This is a genomic window from Microbacterium cucumeris, assembly GCF_058349845.2.
In genome coordinates this window covers 294,894-317,020 of the sequence record NZ_JBYRIZ020000004.1, presented here as the reverse complement: position 1 = coordinate 317,020, position 22,127 = coordinate 294,894, and the positions used below count along the sequence as shown (strand labels likewise).

Here is a 22,127-nt window from a genome sequence, read left to right as displayed (position 1 = left end):
TTCACGCGTAGTCGTCCGGGTGGAGCTGGCGAAGACCGCGGTTGTGCAGCAGGAACTGAGCACGCAGCGGCACGCCGAGCGCCGCCGCCTCGTCCGCCATCGCCGACGCCCACGCGCGATCCTGGCCGTCCAGGACGTTGGGCGCGACGCGTTCCCACACCAGGACGACGGATGCGTTCCCCGTCGCCTCGCGCAGCATCCCGATCCGATGCATCAGCAGATGCCCCTGATCGACGACGCCGAGGTCGTCCGCCTCGGTCTCCTCATGCGGGTCGGCGGGGTAGTCGGCCATGGGCATGATCGGGTCGCCGATGCGCCCGCTCTCCTCCATGAACACCAGCCACAGCTGGCGTCGGTTCGCCTGCCCGAGCAGGACATGCAGCACATCGCGCAGGTCATCGGCCCGATCGAGGACGCGGTCTCTGAGGTTCGTGTCGGCTTCCGTCATGCCCCGATCGTGAAGGATCCGCGCACGGCGCCTCCGCAGGATTCCGCGCCCTGTGGAGAGCACAGCCGCGTTCCGGCGCCTGCAGGACAACTGGTGCGGAGAACCGGTCCGGAGTTCCGCCCGTGTTCACCTTCCGGTCACCTGGAGCGATTACAACTGCAGATGCGCGGAGGATCAGACCGGAATGGGTAGTCAGAGACTTTCCGCGCCGCGGTGAGCCGATCATTGCTCCCGCTCGCGGTTGTCACACCGCGAGAGACCCCCGCCGAATCGGGTCGGCGGGGGTCTCCTTCTTCCCCCGGTACGCCCGGAAGGAGACCGGCGACCGCCTACACTCGTATGCGCCACAAGCATCCGAGAACCCGAGGGCCACCCATGTCCAGCGAACCCGTCACCGTCTCCATCCGCCGCGAGGTCGACCCCGAACGCATCCCCGAGGTGACCGCCTGGGTGCAGGCCGGCGTGAATCTGGCGAACCGGCATCCGGGATTCCTCGGGTCCGGCTGGATCCGCGCCGGGGAGACGTCGCACGTCTGGTACATGCTCTACCGGTTCACGAACGCGGAGACCCTCGACGCCTGGGAGAGCTCCTCCGAGCGCACGCAGTGGCTGTCCCTGGGCGAGGGCCTGATCCGCAGCGAGCGCTCGAAGCGCCGCACCGGCATCGAGGGGTGGTTCGACGAGCCGGCGACGGGAGCGGTGCCGGTGCCCGCCGACGCGCTCCCCGAGGCTCCGGTGCGCTGGAAGCAGGCCGTCACGATCTGGCTGGGCTTCTTCCCGGTGAACCTGCTCTTCACCTACGTGTCCGCACCCATCCCCGGATGGGGCGAGCAGCCGATCTGGCTGCGCGTGCTCGTGACGACCCTGGTGCTCACCCCGGTCATGACCTATTGGGTCCTGCCGTGGGTGACCCGGATGCTGCGCGGCTGGCTCTCACGATGAGGTGGATGCTGCGGCATCCTGGTCGCACGTCGAATCACGCCCAGTCCCGGACGGCGCGACGCAGAGCGTCCTCGGCGATGCGGGCCGCCTCCGCCGGCGCCCCGGGCCGCCGGACGAGGAAGAGCGTGTTGATGGGCGGGTCATCGGTCTCGACCAGGATCCGCAGCCGCCCGTTCTCGAGTTCGTCCCGGATGAGGTAGGTCGGGAGAACCGTCACCCCCGCGCCTGCCGCGGCGGCAGCGGCGAGCGCGCGGAGGTCGGGCACGACGAGCGCCGGCTCGCGTTCGAGCCGCACGCCGAAGACATGGCGCCAGTAACGCCGCAGGATCGGAACGTCCTGCGCGTACGCCAGCAACGGGAGCCCGTCGAGTGCAGTCGGGCCGCGCTCGACGACGTCATCGGGCGCGACTGCCGAGCTCGAGGCCGCTACCAGGACGAACTCCTCGTCGACAAGTCCGGCAACTGCGAGTCCGCGACCACGCGGCCGCACGGAGGAGACCACGACGTCCAGACTGCCCACCCGAACCGCGGAGAGCAGGTCATCGGCAAGACCGGTCGTGACGTTCACCTCCAGTCCCTCGTCGATGGCGCGCGCCAGAGCGGGCATCACGACCTTCTCAGTGAACTCGGCCGCTGCGCCGATCCGGATGCTCCTGCTGACCGGCCCCGGCTCGGGACCGCCGAGCAGGGCGGCGAGTCGATCGAAGGGCTCCGCCACGCGCGCAGCCAACCGATCCGCGCGCGCAGTCGGCATCGTGCCACGAGAGGTTCGGACGAAGAGCGGTTCGCCCTCGATGCGCTCCAACGCCTGCAGGTGTGCCGTCACGGTCGGTTGTGCGACACTCAATGTCCGCGCGGCTGCCGAGATCGAGCCGGCACGATGCACGGCGAGGAAGCTGCGCCACAGGAGAATGTCGCTCAGACCATCGGAAATCTGATCGCCCATATCGGCAATCTATCGGAATCGTGCCCGATGTCATCCGGTTGCTCCCTGTAGCACAAGTCCACGGCATCCGCCGACCCCACCCAAGGAGACCCATGTCCGCCATCCTCTTCGTCGTGACCGGCGCCCGCACCTGGACCCTCAAGGACGGCACCGACCATCCCACCGGCTATTGGGCGGAGGAACTGCTCACACCGCACCGGCTCCTCACCGCTGCGGGACACGAAGTCGTCTTCGCCACGCCGGGCGGCGTCGTGCCGGTCGCCGACCCCGCCAGCCTCGGGGAGGACGATGCGGAATACCTCACCGGCATCGCCGGACTCGCGTCACCACTCACGCTCGCGGACGTCGACCCCGACGCTTTCGCCGCTGTCTACTACCCCGGCGGCCACGGCCCGATGCAGGACCTCGCTGTCGATGCGTCGTCCGCGGCGCTGATCGCCTCCACCGTCGACGCGGGTCGCCCGCTGGCCGCGGTGTGCCACGGGCTCGCCGCGCTGTTGCCCGCCCGCACCGCCGACGGGAGGCCCGTGGTCGCCGGCCGGCGAATCACCGGATTCACCGACGAGGAGGAGCGCCTCGGCGGCCTGGCAGAGCGCGCGCCCTTCCTGCTGGAGTCCTCCTTGCGCGCCCAAGGTGCGTCGGTCGAGAGCGCCGGTCCGTGGGCTGACCACGTCGTCGTCGACCGCACGGTCATCACCGGACAGAACCCGCAGTCATCGGCATCCGTGGCTCGCGCGCTGCTGAACGCCCTCGCGTGACAGCAGCGCCGAATCACTCCCAGACGACCGTCGGCGTCTCGGCCGCGAAGTCGACCTTGGGGGAGTCGAGGTAGCCGCCGAACCACACCTCGAAGTCGGCGCGCGTTCCGCCCTGCTCACCCTGAAGCGTCATCTCGACGTCGATGGTGTCGTAGCTCGTCACCACGGCTCCGGAGGACACCTCGGCCGTCATGCTGTCCAGCGTCGACTGGCCCTCCGCCGTGATCGTGCGCGTGACCGTCCCCTCCACCGGGGTGTACCCCGTCAGGTCGATGTCGGTGAGATCCATGCCGCACGGGGTGGCGAGCGTCTTCATCGCGACGCATTCCTCGACCGAGGCGCGTACGAGCGACCGGAACGTCGCGGTGCCCTCCTCTGTGAGGGTCGGACGCAGATCCCACAGCGGCTCGGCATCCGCGTCGCTGGCCACGACGAAGGTCGTCGTGTCGCCCTCGATCGCGAACTCCTCGACGCCGAGCGCCAGCTCGTAGGTGCCGGGGAAGACATACGCGCTCCCGGGCGCCTCGGCGCCGTTGACGGTCAGACCGAGCCCTTCGAAACCGTAGAACCCGGACAGCGCGATCAGCCCGTCCACGATCTGCCAGTCGTCATCGCCGTAGTTGTAGACCTGGAATTCCCGCGAGATCGTCTCTCCGCCGATCGTGAAGGTCACCGGCACGGTGGACTCGTACGAGTCGCCTTCCGTCTGCTCCTCGACCTCGATGTCGTCTATCGCGCCGAGGGCGAGAGAGGCCTGCAGGACCTCATCCGTCAGCAGGCTGTCGTCGCCGTAGGTGTCGATGTGCTCGAGCGCGGCTTCGGCGTCTCCGTCCGCCAGCGCGGTCAGGTAGTCCTCGACGATGTCGGATGCCGTGACCGCCGGGCCCCGCAGCAGAGCGGGGACGATGATCGCCGCGGCGATGAGGAGGATCACGGCGGCCGCGCCCCCGATGATGCCGAACAGCGCCCCCTTGGACAGCCCCTTCTTCGGGGTGGGCGCGGCGGGATAGCCGGCGTACGGCGGGACACCAGCCGTGGCGTTCGGGTCGTACGCCGGGGCGTTCGGATCGTAGCCGGCGGTCGCGTACGGCGCCGCGCCGGGATATCCGGCCGGATATGCGGCCGAGGGGTCCGGCTGCGCGGAACCCGGGTACGGCTGGGCTCCGGGATACTGCGTGGCCGAAGGGTCGGGCTGCGCGGAGCCCGGATAGACCGGCGCAGAGTCCGGATACGTCTGAGCGGGCGCTTCTGCGCCGTACGGCGTCGCGTCGGACGCCGCCGCGCCAGGAGCCGCCGTCGCCGGGACTTCCACGGCCGGAGCATCCGCCTCAGGATCTGAGGTACCGGGACCCGAAGCTTCCCCCGCGGACGGCTGCGCCGCAGCCGACGAGGTCACGGCATCGAATCCGTGGTCTCCGGTCCCCGGCGCTTCAGGCGTCTGGGGACCGGTCTCTGCCGGCGGGGTGGGCTGCGGGTTCTCCGGAGTCTCTGTCACGAGTTCATCGTAGGGCTAGTGGCCCGCCCTCGATGAGTACGCCTCCCGGAGGAAGTCCCCCGCCGGCTTGCCGTACGGACAGTAGTCGTCGTTCGCGTCCGCGTCCTCCGCCGCGTACAGCGTCGGCGGCCAGTCCCACAGCATGAACCCGCGCATCCACGGACGCGCGTCGCACGCCGCGAACATCGCCCGGTAGTAGCGCAGCTGCTCCGCGCCCGACGGCTCCCCTGGCAGGCTCCAGTCGTTCGGACGGTCCGGCGAGCCCGTCCGCGACGGGCACCCCGCCTCCATGAAGAAGAACGGCGTTCCGGATGCCTCCACCACCTTCTCGATGCGGTCGAGCTCGGCATCCCAGCGGTCGATCGGGTAGTAACCGCTCGAGGTGATCACGTCCACGGCATCCCACCACGTGACGTGGTCCTCCTGGTACTTGTCGCAGTTGTACGTGACGATCCCGCCGTAGACCTGGCGCACGGCGGCGATGAGTTTCCGCCACTCGGTCTCGCGCGAGTCCGCGCGCACCATCTCGCAGCCGACGCAGAGCATCTCGCATCCCTCGGCCTCGGCGATCCGGGCCGCATGCAGGATGAACTCCGTGTAGGCCGCGAACCAATCGGTCCAGCTCGGCTCTCCGGGCACATCCCAGTCGAAGAAGCCGATGTGCGCCCGCCACGTGCCGTCGGACACGTTCACGACGGGCTTCAGGCACACCTTCAGTCCGTGCGACTTGGCCTCGCGGATCGCCCACACGATCTGGTCGTCGGTCACGGTCGGCGCCTGGTCCCACGGCATCTCGGTCGACTGCGCGGTGGCCTGCTCCACGGCGTACGCGAGGGCGGTCCAGTTCACGCCGTGATCGACCATCGCCGCCATGGATCGGGATGCCGCGGCCGTCGCCCAGGTGCCGCGCACGCCCGTCCAGCCCCACGTCATCCCGGCGACGTATCCCTCGAGCACGCGGCCGGTGTGTTTCGACTCGCTCACGTCGTTCCCTCGCTCAACGCACGACCCCCGCGACCAGTTCGTTCGCGGTGCGCAGCACGCGAGACGAGGCGAGAGAAGCGGAGTCGATCGGCTGAGCGTGACGCACGAGCAGCGTCGCGGTCTCCCCCGGCAGCAGCGTGATCAGACCGTCCTCCGTGGAGGCATCCGGGTCCACCTTGTCGGGCTGCAGCGCCAGATCGCGCACCAGGTTCCTCGCCGTCACGCGCACCTCGGTTCCGCCGTCGACCGCGACGGTCTCGACGGCGAGATCCGCGGCGGACAGCTGCGAGTCCCGCGGCTCGGCGAAGAACCAGAACCCGCGGGCATCCGTCGTGCTCGCCACGATCAGCTCGCTCGCGCCATCCTGCGCGGAAGCGACGTCGGAGGCGATCACGATCGCGGCGCCGCCCCGAGCGGATGCCGAGAACGACTCCGTCTGCTCGGCCAGCACCGTGCCGTCGAACCGAAGCCGGCGAACGACGATCTCGCCGGACCAGTCCTCGGCGGTGTCGTTGCCGAGCACGGCCGTCAGGCCGTCCTCGCGCGGCTGGATCGTGACCACCCGCGGTGCGAAGGCGTGCTTGAGCGCGTGCCACAGCGGCTTCGGACGTTCGTCGCCGTCGATCGCGGCCCAGCTCGTCACCGGCCAGCAGTCGTTCAGCTGCCACACCACCGCACCCGTGTTGTGCGGAGCGAGCGAGCGGAAGTGGTCGAGGGCGAAGCGCACAGCGTTCGCCTGGTTCAGCTGCATCGCCCAGTGCCAGGTGTCGGTGTCGGTCGGCACACGGAAGTGCAGAAGCAATCCGCGCGTGAGCTTGACGTTGCCCTCCGCCGCCTTCTGGTGCACGATCATGCCTGGCGACTCCGGGGTCAGCGGCTCATCCGAGATCGCCCGGGTCATGGTCGACCACGCCGGCGGTCCCTGCCAGCCGAACTCGGCCACGAAGCGCGGCCGGTGGTCGCGATACGTCGTCCAGTCGCGACGGTTCCACTGCTCCCACAGGTGCACGCTGCCGTGCTCGTCCGCGCTCGGGTGCTGGCCACCGGGGCTGAACGGGCTCCCCGGCGTGTAGGGCACGTGCGGGGCGAGCTCGGCGACGAGCTCGGGGAACAGCTCGAAGTAGTAGAACGCCCCCCAGGTGCGCCCGTCCAGCTCCTGCTGCCAGCCCCAGTCGGCGTAGCCCATGAGGTTCTCGTTGTTGCCGGTCAACAGCACGAGGGACGGATGCGCCGACAGCCGCACGATCTGCTCTCTGGCCTCGGCCTCGACCTCGCTGCGGATCGGCTCCTCCTCGGGATAGGCAGCGCACGCGAAGAGGAAGTCCTGCCAGCTGAGCAGGCCGAGCTCGTCGCACAGCTCGAAGAAGTCCTCCGACTCGTACATGCCGCCGCCCCAGACGCGCACCAGATTGAGGTTCGCCGCCGCGGCCTGTCGCAGGCGCCGCTCGTAGCGAGCCCGGTCCACCCGCACGAACAGCGCGTCGTCGGGAATCCAGTTGACGCCCTTCACGTACACCGGCTGGTCGTTCACGATCAGGGTGAACGGGGTGCCCTCGGCATCCGGCTCCATGTCCCAGCGCACCGAGCGGAAGCCGACGCGGCGCTGCGTCTCGTCTCGCACGCCCTCGTCATCCGACAGGGTGAAGGATGCCGGGTACAGCGGCTGCTCGCCGTAGCCGATCGGCCACCACAGTTCGGCATCCGGGACCGCCACCTCGAGATCGGCGGCTCCTCCGGCGACCGTCGCGTTCGAGGTGCGTCCGGCGACCTCGACGTCGACGGTCAGGGGTGCGGTTTCGGCGGCATCCGCTCGTTCGACGAGGACGCGGGCTGTGAGCCTCCCCCCGGTCTCGGCAGGAAGCGCGGCAAGCCGCACCTCGGCGATGCGGGCGACCGACCAGGACTCCAGCCGGACCGGACGCCAGATGCCGCTCGTGGCCGTCGAGATCCCCCAGTCCCAGCCGAAGCTGCACGCCGACTTGCGGATCGCCTCGTACGGTGTCGGATAGGCGCGCGGGCGCGGCGCGAGCTGCTGGCTTTGCGCGTTCGCGTACCGCACCGGTGAGCGGAAGGCGACCTCGAGACGGTTCGTCCCCTCGACCAGCGCTTCGCGCACGTCCGCGCGGTACGAGCGGTGCTGATTGGCGGTGCTGAGGACGACGTGCCCGTTCAGCCGGACCGTGGCGACGGTGTCGAGCCCGTCGAACACCAGGTCGTGACGGGCGTGGCCGTCATCGGCCCATTCGAACGTCGTCTCATAGGTCCAGTCGACCAACCCGACCCAGGACAGGAGCGCCTCGTTGTCGTCGAGGTACGGGTCGGGGATCAGCGACGCGCCGAGCAGGTCGGTGTGCACGCAGCCCGGCACGGCCGCCGGGATCACGCGACCCTCGATGTGCTCCGGCGCGGGGCCGTGGGCGGCGCGGACGGTCCAGCCGGTGTGCAGGTCGGTGCGGACGGGGGTGAGGGTCACTTGACGGCTCCTGAGGTGAGGCCCTTGTAGATCCAGCGCTGAAGCAGCAGGAACGCGATGAGGGTGGGGATGATGACGAGGACGGTGCCGGCGGCGATGACCTCCCACTGAGCGCCGAACGGTCCCTTGAACCGGAACAGCGAGGTGGAGATCAGGCCCTCGGACGGGAGATAGAGGAAGGGCGTGTAGAACTCGTTGTAGACGGCGATCCCCTTGATGATGACGACGGTGGCGATGGCGGGTTTCAGCAGCGGCAGGACGATCCTCCAGTAGATCGTCCATCGATTTGCTCCATCGATCATCGCAGCCTCGTCCAGGGACACCGGGATCGACTGCATGAACTGGATGAACAGGTAGATCGCGATGATGTCGGTGCCCATGAACAGCAGGATCAGCGCAGCCTTGGTGTCGTAGAGTCCGAGGCCGTTGATGAGCTGGAACGTCGCGACCTGGCTCGTGACGCTCGGGATCAGCGTGGCGACGAGGAACAGGCCGAACACCAGCTTCTTCCCGCGGAAGTGGAACCGGTCCAGGGCGTACGCGGCCATCGTGCCGATGAAGATCGTTCCCGCCAGCGACACGACGAGCACGATCGCGGTGTTGACGAATCCCTCGAGCATGCGCCCGCTCGTGAAGGCCGTGACGAAGTTCTCGACGTTGAGCCAGTTCGCGGGCGGATCGAAGGGGCCGGTCTGCGCGTACTCCTGCGCGGTCTTGAGGCTCGCGAACAGGAGGACCGACAGCGGGAGCAGCGTGACGACCGCCGCGATCACGAGGCTGAGGTACTTCGCGGTCGTCGCGCTCACCCCGCGCAGCCGCTCGCCGAGCGAGCGCCCGCGGGTCGGGCGAGGAGGGGTGGTGCGCAACGGCATCGTGCGCAGGGGTCCGGTGGCGCCGGTCATGTCAGATCCACCTTCTCGTCGGGGAACACTCGGCGCTGGATCCAGGTCACGACCAGCACGATGAGCAGGAGCACGACCGCCATCGCCGAGGCGAGGCCGACGTTGCGGAAGGTGAAGGCGGTCTGCAGCGTCTGGATCACGAAGGTCGCGGACCCGTTCGCGCCCCCGGTCATGATGAACGGGATCTCGAAGACGCTGAGGCTGCCCGAGATCGCCAGGATGAAGCTCAGTCCGATCACACGACGGATGCCCGGGAAGATGATCGCCCAGAACTGCTGCCAGCGGTTGGCACCGTCCAGATCGGCGGCCTCGTACAGCTCGTGCGGGATCGACTGGATCGCCCCGAGGAACAGGACGAAGTTCATCCCCGTGTAGCGCCACACCGACGTGCCTGCCAGGGACCAGTTCACGATGTCGGGGTCACCCAGCCACTGCGGCGGATCGACCACGCCGAACCATCCGAGCACCGTGTCGAGCGTCCCGCCGGGCTGGAACAGGTACAGGAAGACGAACCCGATCGCGACGCCGTTGATGAGGTACGGGAAGAACAGGATGCCGCGGAAGAGGTTCGAGAAGCGTGTGGAGAAGCTCAGCAGAGTCGCGAAGTACAGCGCGATGGCCATCTGGGCGAAGGACGCGAAGAAGTAGTACAGGCTGACGCCGAACACCGAGAACACCCGGGGGTCGGTGAACACCTCGACGTAGTTCTCGAGTCCGACGAAGTTCTTCTCGAGATCGATGCCGTCCCAGTCCGTGACGCTGAAGTAGAAGAGGTTCAGCGCGGGCCAGTAGGTGAACAGCAGCAGCAGTCCCAGCGCCGCGGCGAGGAAGAACCACGGGGTGAGCTTCTGCAGCGGGCCCTTGCCCGCCGTGCCGCCCCGGGGCGCGCCGGACCGGCGGGGGAACCCGCCGATTCGACGCGCCCGAGCGGGCGCCGAGAGGGCGGCCGGGGCATCCGCCGGTGCCGCACCTGGTGTCGCGATGGCCATGTCTGCGCCGCCCTCCGCCCTCAGCCCGCCAGCTTCTCGACCGAGGCGCCCCAGCGCTCGTTCAGTTCGGCGAAGTAGCTGTCCTTGTCGCCGTCGGCGGCGCCGCGCGCGACGTCGATGAGCTTCTGACGGTAGATCGGTCCGTACAGGTCGATCTGCGAGTCGCTGGAGACCTCGTTCAGCAGTCCCTCCTTGCCGGCGGGCGCCGCGTTGATCTCCATGAGTTCGACGCCGGCCGCCTCGAAGTCGGAGAGCGACTCCGGAAGGGGAGCGTCCTTGAGCGGCGAGACCATCCCCTGCGTCTCGGTGTACCCGGATTCGGCGACGACCCACTGGATCCACGCCCAGGCCGCGGCCTTCGACTCGGAGTGCCTGCTGACCGCGAGGTTGTAGTCGCCGCCGATCACGGCCAGCTGCGTGCCGTCGACGTTCGCGGGGAAGGCCATGAAGCCGATGTCGTCGGCGGAGGCGCCGTTGTCCTCGGCAGCCTGTTCGATCTGCGAGATGGCCCAGGATCCCAGCGGCATCGTCGCGATCTTGCCCGTGCCCAGGTCGACCTTGGACTGCTCCCAGTTCGTGGTGAGCGGGTCATCCTCCGTGAGTCCCGCCGCGACCGTCTCGTAGAGAAGGCTGTCGATCGCGTACATGTCGGTGCCCTCCGTCCACGGCGCCGGGTCCTCGGCGAGCGTGATGGGTGCATCCGGATCGTTCGTGACGGCACCGAGGTTGCCGAAGCTCTGCGTGAGCGGCCAGCCGTCCTTGTAGTTCGTGTACATCGGGATGGCGTCGGTGTTGTCCTTCACCCTCTGCAGGGCGTCCAGCCACTCGCTCTCGCTGGTGGGCAGGTCGGTGACACCGGCCTCCTCGAAGACCTTCTTGTTGTAGACGACGCCGTTGGCGTTCCCGCCGAACGCGATGCCGTACTGCGTGCCCTCGTAGCTCGCGGCCGGGAGGAACCGGTACGTGTCCTCGAAGTCCGCCGTCTCGCCGAGCGGCTCGAGGAACTGCTCGTACTGGTCGGGCTGGATCGCCGGGATGCCGATGACGTCGCCGTAGTTGTCGGTGCTCATGCGGGTGAGCATCTCGCCGGCGTAGTCCGTGATGCCCTCGAACGTGACGGTCACGTCCGGGTACTTCTCGGTGAACTCCTCCGCGTACGCCTCGAGCGTGCCGTCCTCGACGAGGTCGGTGCGCCAGGTGACGACCTTGATGTCGCCCTTGACCTCGCCGTCGATCGCGTTGTCCGCGTCCGAGCCTCCTCCGCCGCTCGAGCACGAGGTGAGCAGGAGCGCCGTGGTCGCAGCGACTGCGACAAGGCCGGTCATTGCCTTGCGTGATGCCATGTGAATCTCCCTTGATGTCTGGCCGCCGACGTGCGCCGTCGGTGCGGATGTCAGCGTAGGACAGCGCGCGTCGTATGTAAAGCGCTTTAGTCCAATTTGATCGAGTCGGGATGCTCGATGAGCAAGGCAGATATCACTTTTGAACAGGGAATTGACCGCGATCGGCTGGGAGCGCTCCCGCGTCCCGGACCGATGTCCGTCGTTGTCAGAACGCGATTCATGGCTACGATGGACCGCGATCTGCCCCTGACGAGAGCCCTTCCGATGACGACCGTGCAGCCTCGAGCCACCCTGGACGATGTCGCGCGCCTGGCCGGGGTCAGCGCGAAGACCGTGTCGCGCGTGTTCAATCAGCCGGATCTGGTCGGCGCCGTCACGGCGCAGCGGGTGCAGGCCGCCGCCACACGCCTCCGATTCCGTCCGAACACGCTCGCCCAGGGGCTGCGCCGCGGCGGGGGCACGCACACGATCGGATTCGTGATGGGCGAGTTCGGCAACCCGTTCTACTACAAGCTCGCCTCGGGAATCGAGGCCGAGATCGCCCCGCACGGTCATCACCTTCTGCTGGCCACCACGGACGACAGCGCGGAGGGCGAGGCCCGCGTGGTCGACGCCGTGCTCGGACAGCGGGTCGGCGCCCTGTTGATCATCCCCGTCGCCGAGGACCAGGCGTACCTGGAGGGAGAGCGACAGCTCGGCACACCCGTGATCTCGATCGACCGCGATGCCGTCAACGTCCTGGCCGATGCGGTCGTGCTGGAGAACCATCGGATCGTGCACGAGGCGACCACGCGACTGCTCGCGCGAGGACACCGCCGCATCGGATACGTCTGCAACCCTGCCGGCGTGTCGACCCAGGCGGATCGGATCGCCGGGTTCCGCGCCGCGATGGCCGAGGCGGGCATCGCGGACCCGTCCGCGTGGTGCCGCCTGAGCGACGACCGCGACGAGACCCCCGAGGCCGCCGTGGGCGGGCTGCTGGATTCCGCCGATGCGCCGACCGCGATCATCACCGGGAACAACCGGATGACGATCGGCGCGCTGCGCGCACTGCGCGCCCGCGGAGACGAGTCCACCGCCCTCATCGGCTTCGACGACTTCGACACCGCCGACGTGATCGGCGTCTCCGTGATCACCTACGACCCGATCGAGATGGGGCGGCAGGCCGGGCGGCTCGCCATCGAGCGAATGAGCGACCCCACGGGACCGCCGCGCCGCGTGGTCCTTCCCACCTGGATCGTCGAGCGCGGCACGGGCGAACGTCGCCCCCGCGAGAGGAGAGCGACATGACGGCACTGTTCCTGCTCGAGCGCGACGGCGTCGGCGTCCTCGTGGACGCTCGCGGCACCGGACTCCCCCGCGTGCTGCACTGGGGCGACGAGCTCGGCGCGCTGGACCAGGCCGACCTCGCCCGGGCCGCTGAGGGCCTCGACCGCCAGAGCGCGCCGGGCACCCTGGACGCCGCGGAGCAGCTGACCGTCATGCCCGCCGAGGCGGACGGCTGGAGCGGACGCCCTGGCATGCAGCTGCGGCGCGAAGGACGACTGCACACCGCGCGCTGGACGCTCGACACCATCGAGGCGACGTCATCCGCCCTGGAGTTCGAGGCGCGGGATGCGTCGAGCGGGCTCGCGCTCACGCAGCGCATCGCACTGGTGCCCGGCGGGCTCGTGCTCGTCGACGCCGTCCTGCGCCACGACGGCGGAGCCGATGCCGCACCGGTCGAGGTCGAATGGCTCGAGGCGACGCTGCCCGTTCCCACGACCGCTTCGCACCTCACCACGTTCGACGGCCGCTGGAGTCGGGAGAAGCGCCCGGTCACGACCGAGTTCCCCGCCGGTTCCGTGGCACGTCAGTCGCGACGGGGGCGGCCGGGCCATGACGCAGCGACGATGCTCATCGCGTCCGAGGGAGAGCCGCGCTGGCGTTCCGGACGCGTCTGGGCATCCCACATCGCCTGGCCCAGCGACACGACGCATCGCACCGACCGCGTCACGGACAGCCTCACGCTGATCGGCGGGGGTGCGCTGCTGCGCCCCGGTGAGCTCGTCCTGGCGCCGGGCGAGACGTATGCCGCGCCGACCGTCGTCTTCTCCTACGCGGAAGACGGCCTCGACGCGATGTCGGCGCGTGTGCACGACTGGCTGCGCTCCCGTCCGCAGCATCCGCGTACGGACCGGCGGTTCACGTTGAACACCTGGGAGGCGGTGTACTTCGATCAGGATCCCGCTCGACTCATCGCCCTGGCCGAGCGCGCGGCGGAGATCGGCGTCGAGCGCTTCGTGCTCGACGACGGATGGTTCGCCGGGCGGAACGACGACACCACGAGTCTCGGCGACTGGATCGTCGACGCGCGCGCCTGGCCGGACGGGCTGGGCGTCCTCGCCGATCGCGTGCACGCGCTCGGCATGCAGTTCGGGCTGTGGTTCGAACCCGAGATGATCAGTCTCGACTCCGATCTGGCCCGCGCCCATCCGGAATGGCTGCTGCACGATCCGCGCCACCTCGATCACGACCCTTCGCTGAGCTGGCGCTCGCAGTACGTCCTCGACCTCGCGAACGCGGATGCCTGGACGCACATCCTCGAGCAGATGAGCGGGCTCGTCGCGGAGCTCGGGATCGACTACATCAAGTGGGATCACAATCGCGATCTCGTCGAGAGCGTGCACGACGGCATCCCCGGGACGCACGCGCAGACGACGGCCGTGCTGCGGCTCATCGCCGCGCTCAAGGAGCGCCATCCCGGGCTGGAGATCGAATCCTGCTCCAGCGGCGGGGCCCGCACGGATCTCGGCATCCTGCAGGTGACCGACCGCGTGTGGGCGAGCGATTCGAACGACCCCGTCGAGCGTCAGGACATCCAGCGCTGGACCGGACTGCTGCTGCCGCCGGAACTGGTGGGCGCGCACGTCGGCCCGACCGCGTCGCACAGTTCGGGCCGCGTGACGGACCTGTCGTACCGGATCGCGACGAGCCTGCTCGGCTGCGCCGGACTGGAATGGGACATCCTCGGCTGCGACGCGGACGAGACCGCGGCGCTCGCGCGCTTCACGGCCCTGTACCGGGAACTGCGTCCGATCGTGCACGGCGGCAGGGTCGTGCACCCGGATCTGCGCGATCCGGCCTGGCGCGTCACGGGCCATGTGACGCCGGATGCCGCCGCCGCCGTCTTCGTCGTCGCGACGATCGCGAGCGTCGCGGACGCCCGCGCCGAGCGTTTGCGCTTCCCCGGCCTCGATCCCGACCGCCGCTACCGCGTCCGCGTGCGGGACGAGATCGGCCGGACGAGAGCGGGCTGGATCCTGCCGTCCTGGATGCGCGGCGGCGAGATCACGCTGCCGGGGTCCGTGCTCGAGCGGGTGGGACTGCAGCTGCCGACGCTGTGGCCCGCGCAGGCCCTGGTGCTGCACCTGACGGCGGTGCGCTGACGGCTAGCGCGGCGCGGGTCCGGTGGACTCGCGCGGCTGGAGGACCGGCGTCGAATCCAGGTCGGCTTCAGGGGGCGCGCCGCCGACCACGTCGAACAGCCGCCTCGCCACGTGCGCACCGAAGTTCACCACGTCGTGGCTCAGCGAGGTCAGCCGCGGATAGGAGTGCTGGCACAGCACGGAGTCGTCCCAGGCGACGATGGACAGGTCGTCCGGCACGCGGATGCCGAGCTGCGCGGCGACCCCGAGCGCGGCGACGGCCATGATGTCGTTGTCGTAGACGATCGCCGTGGGAGGCTCCGCCGCGGTCAGCACCGCTCCGGTGGCTTCGACGCCTTCCGCAGGGGTGAAGTCGGTGTGAACGACGGTGGGCTCGGCATCCTGCAGCCGCATCTCGTCGAGGAACGCGTCATCGCGAAGCCGGGTGTGCGCGAGCTCGGCCAGACCGGCCACTCGCGCGATGCGGCGATGACCGAGGTCGACGAGGTGACGCACGGCCGCCCTGGCCGCGGTCGCGTCGTCCGTGCCGACCGTCGTCATCCCTTCGGCGACGCTCGGGTCGCCGACCACGACAGCGGGCAGGCCCGGGGTCTTCGCGAGGTAGGCGATGCGCGGATCGTCGACGCGCACGTCGGTGACGATCACTCCGTCGACCCGGCGCGCCTTGTGCCATCCGCGCAGCGTCTCGAGCTCGCTCTGGATGTCCGGGACGACCTGCAGGAGCAGGCCGTGGTTGCGCAGCGACAGTTCGCTCTCGATCCCCGCGAGGAACTGCATGTAGAAGGACTCCACGCCGAGGTTGCGGGGGTCGCGCGCGAGCACGAGTCCGAATGTCGCGGTCTTGGCTCCCGCGAGCGAACGGGCGGCGCTCGCCGGCGCCCACCCGAGCTCGTCGGCGACCGCGAGGATGCGCGCCCGCGTGTCTGCGGACACGCCCTTGCGCCCGTTGAGCGCGAACGAGACCGCGCCGATCGACACCCCGGCGCGTGCCGCGATGTCCGCGATCGTCACCCGCCGGTCCGTGCCACTGCTCACTCCTGAACCCTACGCCCTCCCCCCGCTCGCCCCACCCCACTCCCGCTCCCGCATCCCGCATCCCGCGAGACTTGGCTGACGGAGTGAGACTTGGCGCAGGGGAGCACGTCTCACTCCGCAGGCCAAGTCTCGCGGAGACAGGGAGTGGGTCAGATCCTGAGGAGCGCGGCGCCGTGCGACGGCAGCGCGACGCGCAGCGCGGCGCTTCCCGGCGCCACACCCCGGGCGGCATCGCTCTGCGCTGCGATCGGCTCCAGAGGGATCTCGCGCCCGGTCCACAGTTCCGTCGCGACACCGGATGCCGGGAAGCCGATGTTCCCGGCATCCAGGATGGCCTCCAGCGGTTCGCCGCCGACGTTGAACGCCGCCGCGTACCGCACGCCGTCGGGGCCGTCGGCAGCCCAGAGCACGAGCGCTCCCTCCCGGAAGACCTCTCGGTTGCGCGACGATGAGGCCAGCACGGCGAGCGCGTCATCGTTCTGGAACAGCGCGATCGTCGCCGGGTCCGATGAGGGGAGGTCGCCGCCGATCATCAACGGCGAGCGCGCGATGATCCACAGCGTCAGCAGCGACACGCGCTCGTCCGGGGTGAGCCGGTCGTCGCGGGGCTCCCCGCGCTCGGCGCGGATGCCGATGCGCCCGAGCGGGAGCATGTCGCCGTCCGGCCAGCCTCGCTCCCCCGCGAACGGCGCCCAGCGCGCGAAGCGGGCGAAGTTCGCCTCGACGTCCGGCCACTGATCCCACAGGTCATCGCAGATGCGCCACATGTCGGCATGCTCGCGCAGATGCTCGAGACGCTCCAGCGACAGATCGCGCCCCGGCGACAGGCTCAGGACGATGTCCCGGCCGGAGGTGCGGATCGCCGACGCGTAGGCCTCGACATCCGCGGCCTGATACGGCCAGAGCATGTCATCGGCCTTGATGAAGTCGACGCCCCACCCGGCGTACAGCGCCAGGGTCGAGTCGTAGTAGGCCTGTGCGGCCGGGTGCCCGTGGTCGAGGCCCAGCATGTCCGGGTTCCACTCGCACACGTTCGCCGCGTCGGCGACCTCGGACGCGCGCGCCGCGCTCCCGAGGATCGGCAGGTCCTGAGCGACGGCGCGCCGCGGGATCCCGCGCATCGTGTGGATGCCGAAACGCAGGCCGAGCTCGTGGATGCGCGCGGCGAGCGGACCGAATCCCGCGCCGCCCGCCGAGCTCGGGAACCGCCCGGGGTCGGGGATCAGGCGGCCGTACTCGTCGAGGTGCAGCGGGGCGCCGGCGTTGTAGCCGTGCGAACGCGCCGTGGGGTCGGCCCAGTCGATGTCGACCACGATGGTGTCCCAGCCGTGGCGGAGCAGGTGCTCGGCCATGAACTCGGCGTTGGCGAGCACCTCGGACTCGGTCACGGTCGTGCCGTAGCAGTCCCAGCTGTTCCACCCCATCGGCGGTCGCGATACGGTCACAGCGCCGCGATCCTCCAGGATGCCGCGTGCGAGGCACCCGGCTCCAGCGCGACCAGGTCCGTTCCGGAGTTGAAGGCGTCCGGCGGGCAGGTCATCGGCTCGACCGCCAGACCGATCCGATGCGTCGCCTCGATGCCGGTGTCGGCGGTGTGGACCTGCACCCAGGGGCAGCCCGCGTCCCAGCGCATCGCGACGCCCGTGCCGTCCGCGGCCGTCAGGCGGACCTCGGCAAAGCCGTCCGCGCGCGACAGCCCCGTGAAGGCATGATCGATGAACACGTCGCCGATCCTGCGGGCAGTGCGGAAGTCCCATTCCGCGTGCTGTTCGACGGGTTCGACCGCCAGCGGGCTGAGCCGGTCCGCGGTCACCGTGAGCACCTCGGATGCCGGCAGCGTCAGGGTCCAGTCGTCCACGCGCCCGGCGCCCGCCACGAGGTACGGGTGCGGGCCGGTGCCCCACGGCGCGGCATCAGGCCCGATGTTGCGGGCGGTGACCGTCTGGTGCAGACCGTCGGCGTCGAGCCGGTACTCCGTCTCGACCTCGACCCGGAACGGATAGCCGTCCTGCGGCTGGATCACGGCGGCCAGCACGACGCGATCGGGCTCGACATCGCGGGCGGCGAAATCCGCCCACGCCAGCAGGCCGTGCAGCGCCTGTCCGCGGGCCGGCTCGGTCAGCGCGAGCTGGTGCTCCCGCCCGGCGAAGGAGTAGCGGCCGTCGACGATGCGGTTCGGCCAGGGTGCGAGCGTCGTGCCGCGGTAGCCGGGTCGCACCTCGTCGGCGTCGAAGGGCACGACGAGGTCGCGCCCTTCGGACCGCAGCACCCGCAGGGAAGCGCCGACCGAGGCGATGACCGCCTCGTAGCCGCCGGAGGAGATCGCGAGCTGCTGCCCGGAGCGCGGAGCCGCGGTCATCACAGCCCCTGCGCGAGCCGGTAGTACGCCTGGTTCCAGCGCACCTGCTTCTGGAACTCCACCAGCGTGGTGTCCTCGTCGATGACCAGCAGCTCGACCTCGGCCATCTCGGCGAAGTCGCGGAAGGCGTCGAGCCCCACCGCGGTCGACATGACCGTGTGGTGCGCGGCCCCGGCGGTCAGCCAGGCGGCGGCGCTCGTGGTGAAGTCCGGTGCCGGCTTCCAGACCGCGCGCCCGACGGGGAGCTTGGGCAGCGCGGCGCGCGGCTCGACGTTCTCGACGACGTTGGCCGTCAGGCGGAACCGGTCGCGCATGTCGCTCATCGCGACCACGACGGCCGGTCCGGCATCAGCGGTGAAGACGAGGCGGACGGGGTCGTCCTTGCCGCCGATGCCCAGCGGATGGATCTCCAGCGTCGGCTTGGCGGTCGTCAGCGACGGCGACACCTCGAGCATGTGGGCACCGAGGATCAGCTCGTCGCCAGGGGTCATGTCGTAGGTGTAGTCCTCCATGAGGCTCGCACCACCGGGGAGCCCGGCGCCCATGACGTTCGCGATGCGCACGAGGACGGCCGTCTTCCAGTCGCCCTCGGCGCCGAAGCCGTAGCCCTCGGCCATCAGGCGCTGGACGGCGAGGCCGGGCAGCTGCTTGAGCTCGCCGAGGTCCTCGAAGCTCGTCGTGAAGGCGCCGAAGCCGCCCTCCTCCAGGAAGGAGCGCAGCCCGATCTCGATCGCCGCGCCGTCGCGCAGCGACTGGTGGCGCTCGCCGCCCCGGCGCAGTTCGGGGACGACCTCGTAGAGCTCTTCGTACTCGGCGACCAGCGCGTCGATCGCCTCATCGGATGCCGCGGCGACCGCCTCGGCGAGCTCGTTCACGCCCCAGGTGTTGACCTGCACGCCGAAGCGCAGTTCGGCCTCGGTCTTGTCGCCCTCGGTGACAGCGACGAAACGCATGTTGTCGCCGAAGCGGGCGAGCTTGAGCGAGCGGGCGGCAGCGAGACCCGCCGCGGCGCGCTGCCACGTGCCGAGCTCGCGCTGCACGCGGGGGTCGGAGGCGTGGCCGACGATCGTCTTGCGCGGCACGCCGAGGCGCGTCTGGATGTACCCGAACTCGCGGTCGCCGTGCGCGGCCTGGTTGAGGTTCATGAAGTCGAAGTCGATGTCGCCCCACGGCAGCTCGACGTTGGCCTGCGTGTGCAGGTGCGCGAGCGGCTTCTGCAGCGCATCGAGTCCGGCGATCCACATCTTCGCGGGGCTGAAGGTGTGCATCCAGGCGACCAGGCCGATGACCTTCTCGTCGGCGTTCGCCTCTAGCGCGGCCTGCTTGATCGCGGCCGAGTCGGTGAGCACCGGCTTCCACACGATCCTCACCGGCACGTCGCCCGCGGCATCCAGGATCCGGGCGATCTCCTGCGACTGGTCGGCGACCTGCGCCAGGGTCTCCGGGCCGTACAGGTGCTGGCTTCCGGTGAGGAACCAGACCTCGTAACCGTCGAGGGAGGTGGTCAGCTGGGGCATGTCAGGTCCTTTCTTGGCCGTTCGGCGAGGCGTTTCGACTCCCTTCGGTCGCTCAACGAGCGGAGGGGGGTCGGTCGCTCGACGAACGGAGGGGGGTCGGTCGCTCGACGAGCGGCGGGGATCGGTCGCTCAGCGAGCGGAGGGGAGGTTCTCGGTGGCGGCGGCCTCGATGGCCAGGCCCGCGCGGTAGCGGTCGAGGTAGGCGGAGAATCCGGCGACGTCGGCCGGATCGGGATCAGCGGTGGAGAGGGATGCCGAGGCGAACACGTGCTCGTCGAGGTACATGCCCAGGTCCGTGGCATCCGCGTGGGCGAGATAGGACGCGAGCACCGCGATCCCCCAGGCCCCGCCCTCGCTCGCCAGCTCGCCGACGGCGACCGGAGCGTCGAGAGCACCGGCGAGGAAGCGCTGCGCGACGCCGGCGGTGCGGAACATGCCGCCGTGCGCGAACATGCGGTCGAGCCCGACCCCTTCCGCCGCGAGCACCTGCATGCCCAGTGCCAGCGTGCCGAACACGCCGTACAGCTGTGAGCGCATGAAGTTCGCGAGCGTGAAGGCGCTGTCCGGCGTGCGGACGAACAGCGGGCGCCCGTCCGTGAGGCCGGCGATCGGCTCGCCGGCGAGGTGGTTGTAGGCGAGCAGGCCGCCGGCATCCGCCTCGCCGTCCAGCGCCTCGCGGAACAGCGCCTCGAACACGGCGTCGTCGTCCAGCGGCCGGCCGGCTGCCGCGGAGAACCGCGTGAAGAGCCCTGCCCACGCGGCGAGCTCGCTCGCGCCGTTGTTGCAGTGCACCATCGCGACCGCGTCTCCGGCCGGCGTGGTCACGAGGTCGAGCTCGTGATGCACCTCGGTCAGAGGTCGTTCGAGCACGACCATGGCGAAGATGCTCGTGCCCGCGGAGACATTGCCGGTGCGTGGGGCGACGGAGTTCGTCGCGACCATGCCGGTGCCGGCGTCGCCCTCGGGCGGGCACAGCGGGATGCCGGGCTCGAGGTTTCCGGTCGGGTCGAGCAGGGCGGCGCCTTCTGCGGTGAGCGCTCCGGCGTCCGCGCCGGCGGGGAGCACGGCAGGCAGGAGCTCCTTCACCAGCGCAGGCAGGCGGTCGCCGGCGAGACCGTCGTAGGCCGACAGCATGCCGGCGTCGTAGTCGCGCGCGGCGGAGTCGATCGGGAACATGCCGGACGCGTCGCCGACGCCGAGGACGCGCTGTCCGGTCAGGCGCCAGTGGACGTAGCCCGCGAGCGTGGTGACGAAGTCGATCTGCGGGACGTGCGGCTCGGCATCCACGACCGCCTGGTGCAGGTGCGCGATCGACCAGCGCAGCGGGATGTTGACGCCCAGCAGGTCGGTGAGTTCGGCGGCCGCGACGGAGGTGTTCGTGTTGCGCCAGGTGCGGAACGGGACGAGCAGGCTACCTCCGGCGTCGAACGCGAGGTAGCCGTGCATCATGGCGGAGATGCCGATGGCGCCGAAGCTCGTCGGCGCGACGCCGTGACGGTCCTGCGCGTCGGAGACCAGACCGGCGAACGCCGCCTGGAGACCCTGCCAAACCTCGTCGATCGCGTAGGTCCACAGGCCGTCCTCGAGCCGGTTCTCCCACGAGAAGGAGCCGGTCGCGAGCACCTCGGTGGCGTCCTGACCGATCAGGCAGGCCTTGATGCGGGTCGAGCCGAGTTCGATGCCGAGGCTCGTGCGGCCAGAGCGGATGTCGTCGACGGCGCTCATCGGCGTGCGTCCGTGTTCTGGCCGTACACGTTCTGGTAGCGGTTGAAGAGGCTGTCGATGGCCTCCTGAGGGATCGGGATGAGCGGTCCGGCCTCCCGAGCGTAGTGCACGGTTCGTGCGACGTCCTCGACCATGACGGCGGCCTTGACGGCGTCCTTCGCGTTCACGCCGATCGTGAACGGTCCGTGGTTCTGCATGAGGACGGCGCGGGAGCGGTGCCCGGTGAGCGTCTGCACGATGCCGCGCCCGATCGAGTCGTCGCCGATGATCGCGAACGGTCCGACCGGGATCGGGCCGCCGAACTCGTCGGCCATGGCGGTGATGACGCAGGGGATCTCCTCGCCGCGCGCGGACCACGCGACGGCGAAGGTCGAGTGCGTGTGCACGACGCCGCCGACCTCGGGCATGTGGCGGTAGACGTAGGCGTGCGCGGCGGTATCGCTGGACGGGCTGCGCTCGCTGCCGGCGGTACCGGGGACGACGTTGCCGTCCAGGTCGCACAGGATCATGTTGTCGGCCGTGAGGTCGTCGTAGCTGACGCCGGAGGGCTTGATGACGAACAGATCGGCGCCGGGGACGCGGCCGGAGACGTTGCCCCCGGTCCAGACGATCAGGTCGTAGCGGACGAGTTCGCCGTGCAGCCGCGCGACGTCCTCGCGTACGGTCCGGATGGCTGCTTCGATCTCAGGGGGGAAGACGGGGGCTTCGCTGCTCACGGATACCTCGGGTTTCGGTGGTCGCTGTGACCGGTCACAGAAGTGTGACACGCGGGGGTCGCGGCGT

At 69.9% G+C, this 22,127-nt stretch carries 18 protein-coding genes and 1 pseudogene; 4 read left to right on the top strand and 15 right to left on the bottom strand.

The features are described from left to right. Position 1: 1 nt before the first annotated feature. Positions 2-448 (bottom strand): hypothetical protein, encoded by a 447-nt coding sequence (locus tag AC3RXZ_RS13125; RefSeq protein ID WP_491494297.1) that lies wholly within the window; start codon positions 446-448, stop codon positions 2-4. Positions 449-823: 375 nt separating this feature from the next. Between AC3RXZ_RS13125 and AC3RXZ_RS13120 the strand changes: the two genes are divergently transcribed. Beyond that, a complete protein-coding gene (locus tag AC3RXZ_RS13120) occupies positions 824-1,390 on the top strand; it encodes an antibiotic biosynthesis monooxygenase (protein ID WP_243229525.1) in 567 nt (188 codons plus the stop codon). 34 nt (positions 1,391-1,424) lie between these two features. On the opposite strand, the gene AC3RXZ_RS13115 is transcribed toward AC3RXZ_RS13120, so the two are convergent. Both AC3RXZ_RS13115 and AC3RXZ_RS13110 read right to left on the bottom strand, forming a co-directional pair. Beyond that, on the bottom strand, positions 1,425-2,108 hold the full coding sequence (locus AC3RXZ_RS13115) for a substrate-binding domain-containing protein (RefSeq protein WP_491494366.1): 684 nt from the start codon (positions 2,106-2,108) through the stop codon (positions 1,425-1,427). Positions 2,109-2,138: 30 nt separating this feature from the next. Further along, positions 2,139-2,336 (bottom strand): annotated as a pseudogene (locus AC3RXZ_RS13110) (helix-turn-helix domain-containing protein); the annotation flags it as partial. A 92-nt stretch (positions 2,337-2,428) separates the two neighbouring features. On the opposite strand from AC3RXZ_RS13110, the gene AC3RXZ_RS13105 reads away from it, so the two are divergent. Further along, positions 2,429-3,094, top strand: a complete 666-nt coding sequence (locus AC3RXZ_RS13105; protein ID WP_491494296.1) for a type 1 glutamine amidotransferase domain-containing protein — start codon at positions 2,429-2,431, stop codon at positions 3,092-3,094. Between the two features lie 13 nt (positions 3,095-3,107). Here AC3RXZ_RS13105 and AC3RXZ_RS13100 read toward each other — a convergent pair whose 3' ends face one another. The 6 genes from AC3RXZ_RS13100 to AC3RXZ_RS13075 are packed head-to-tail and all read right to left on the bottom strand — an operon-like array spanning position 3,108 to position 11,280. Further along, a complete protein-coding gene (locus tag AC3RXZ_RS13100) occupies positions 3,108-4,589 on the bottom strand; it encodes a hypothetical protein (RefSeq protein ID WP_491494295.1) in 1,482 nt (493 codons plus the stop codon). Positions 4,590-4,604: 15 nt separating this feature from the next. After that, positions 4,605-5,573, bottom strand: coding sequence for a glycoside hydrolase family 113 (locus AC3RXZ_RS13095; protein WP_491494294.1), 969 nt, complete (start codon positions 5,571-5,573; stop codon positions 4,605-4,607). A 13-nt stretch (positions 5,574-5,586) separates the two neighbouring features. After that, a complete protein-coding gene (locus tag AC3RXZ_RS13090) occupies positions 5,587-8,046 on the bottom strand; it encodes a glycoside hydrolase family 2 protein (RefSeq protein ID WP_491494293.1) in 2,460 nt (819 codons plus the stop codon). Next, positions 8,043-8,948 carry a carbohydrate ABC transporter permease gene (locus AC3RXZ_RS13085; RefSeq protein WP_491494292.1) on the bottom strand — a complete coding sequence of 302 codons (906 nt, stop codon included), beginning with the start codon at positions 8,946-8,948 and terminating at the stop codon, positions 8,043-8,045. The genes AC3RXZ_RS13090 and AC3RXZ_RS13085 overlap by 4 nt, the downstream gene beginning before the upstream one ends. Continuing rightward, positions 8,945-9,937: a carbohydrate ABC transporter permease gene (locus AC3RXZ_RS13080; RefSeq protein ID WP_243229521.1), complete on the bottom strand. Its 993-nt coding sequence runs from the start codon at positions 9,935-9,937 to the stop codon at positions 8,945-8,947. The genes AC3RXZ_RS13085 and AC3RXZ_RS13080 overlap by 4 nt, the downstream gene beginning before the upstream one ends. Positions 9,938-9,957: 20 nt before the next feature. Continuing rightward, positions 9,958-11,280: an ABC transporter substrate-binding protein gene (locus AC3RXZ_RS13075; RefSeq protein ID WP_491494291.1), complete on the bottom strand. Its 1,323-nt coding sequence runs from the start codon at positions 11,278-11,280 to the stop codon at positions 9,958-9,960. A 219-nt stretch (positions 11,281-11,499) separates the two neighbouring features. Here AC3RXZ_RS13075 and AC3RXZ_RS13070 point away from each other — a divergent pair, with 219 nt between their 5' ends. Together AC3RXZ_RS13070 and AC3RXZ_RS13065 are read left to right on the top strand one after the other, a co-directional pair. After that, entirely contained in the window at positions 11,500-12,570 is a 1,071-nt protein-coding gene (locus AC3RXZ_RS13070; protein WP_491494290.1) for a LacI family DNA-binding transcriptional regulator, read from the top strand. After that, positions 12,567-14,708 carry an alpha-galactosidase gene (locus AC3RXZ_RS13065; protein ID WP_491494289.1) on the top strand — a complete coding sequence of 714 codons (2,142 nt, stop codon included), beginning with the start codon at positions 12,567-12,569 and terminating at the stop codon, positions 14,706-14,708. The genes AC3RXZ_RS13070 and AC3RXZ_RS13065 overlap by 4 nt, the downstream gene beginning before the upstream one ends. A gap of 3 nt (positions 14,709-14,711) precedes the next feature. On the opposite strand, the gene AC3RXZ_RS13060 is transcribed toward AC3RXZ_RS13065, so the two are convergent. From AC3RXZ_RS13060 to AC3RXZ_RS13035, 6 genes are all read right to left on the bottom strand, one after another. Beyond that, positions 14,712-15,743, bottom strand: a complete 1,032-nt coding sequence (locus AC3RXZ_RS13060) for a LacI family DNA-binding transcriptional regulator (protein ID WP_243229517.1) — start codon at positions 15,741-15,743, stop codon at positions 14,712-14,714. 149 nt (positions 15,744-15,892) lie between these two features. Continuing rightward, complete coding sequence (locus tag AC3RXZ_RS13055; RefSeq protein ID WP_243229887.1) at positions 15,893-17,167, bottom strand: glycoside hydrolase family 27 protein; 1,275 nt, start codon at positions 17,165-17,167, stop codon at positions 15,893-15,895. Positions 17,168-17,184: 17 nt separating this feature from the next. Continuing rightward, positions 17,185-18,102 carry an aldose 1-epimerase family protein gene (locus AC3RXZ_RS13050; protein ID WP_243229516.1) on the bottom strand — a complete coding sequence of 306 codons (918 nt, stop codon included), beginning with the start codon at positions 18,100-18,102 and terminating at the stop codon, positions 17,185-17,187. Next, complete coding sequence (araA, locus tag AC3RXZ_RS13045) at positions 18,102-19,619, bottom strand: L-arabinose isomerase (RefSeq protein WP_491494288.1); 1,518 nt, start codon at positions 19,617-19,619, stop codon at positions 18,102-18,104. The genes AC3RXZ_RS13050 and araA overlap by 1 nt, the downstream gene beginning before the upstream one ends. Before the next feature lie 129 nt (positions 19,620-19,748). Next, entirely contained in the window at positions 19,749-21,344 is a 1,596-nt protein-coding gene (locus tag AC3RXZ_RS13040; protein ID WP_491494287.1) for a xylulokinase, read from the bottom strand. Further along, positions 21,341-22,060 carry an L-ribulose-5-phosphate 4-epimerase gene (locus AC3RXZ_RS13035; protein WP_491494286.1) on the bottom strand — a complete coding sequence of 240 codons (720 nt, stop codon included), beginning with the start codon at positions 22,058-22,060 and terminating at the stop codon, positions 21,341-21,343. The genes AC3RXZ_RS13040 and AC3RXZ_RS13035 overlap by 4 nt, the downstream gene beginning before the upstream one ends. Between the last annotated feature and the right edge of the window lie 67 nt (positions 22,061-22,127).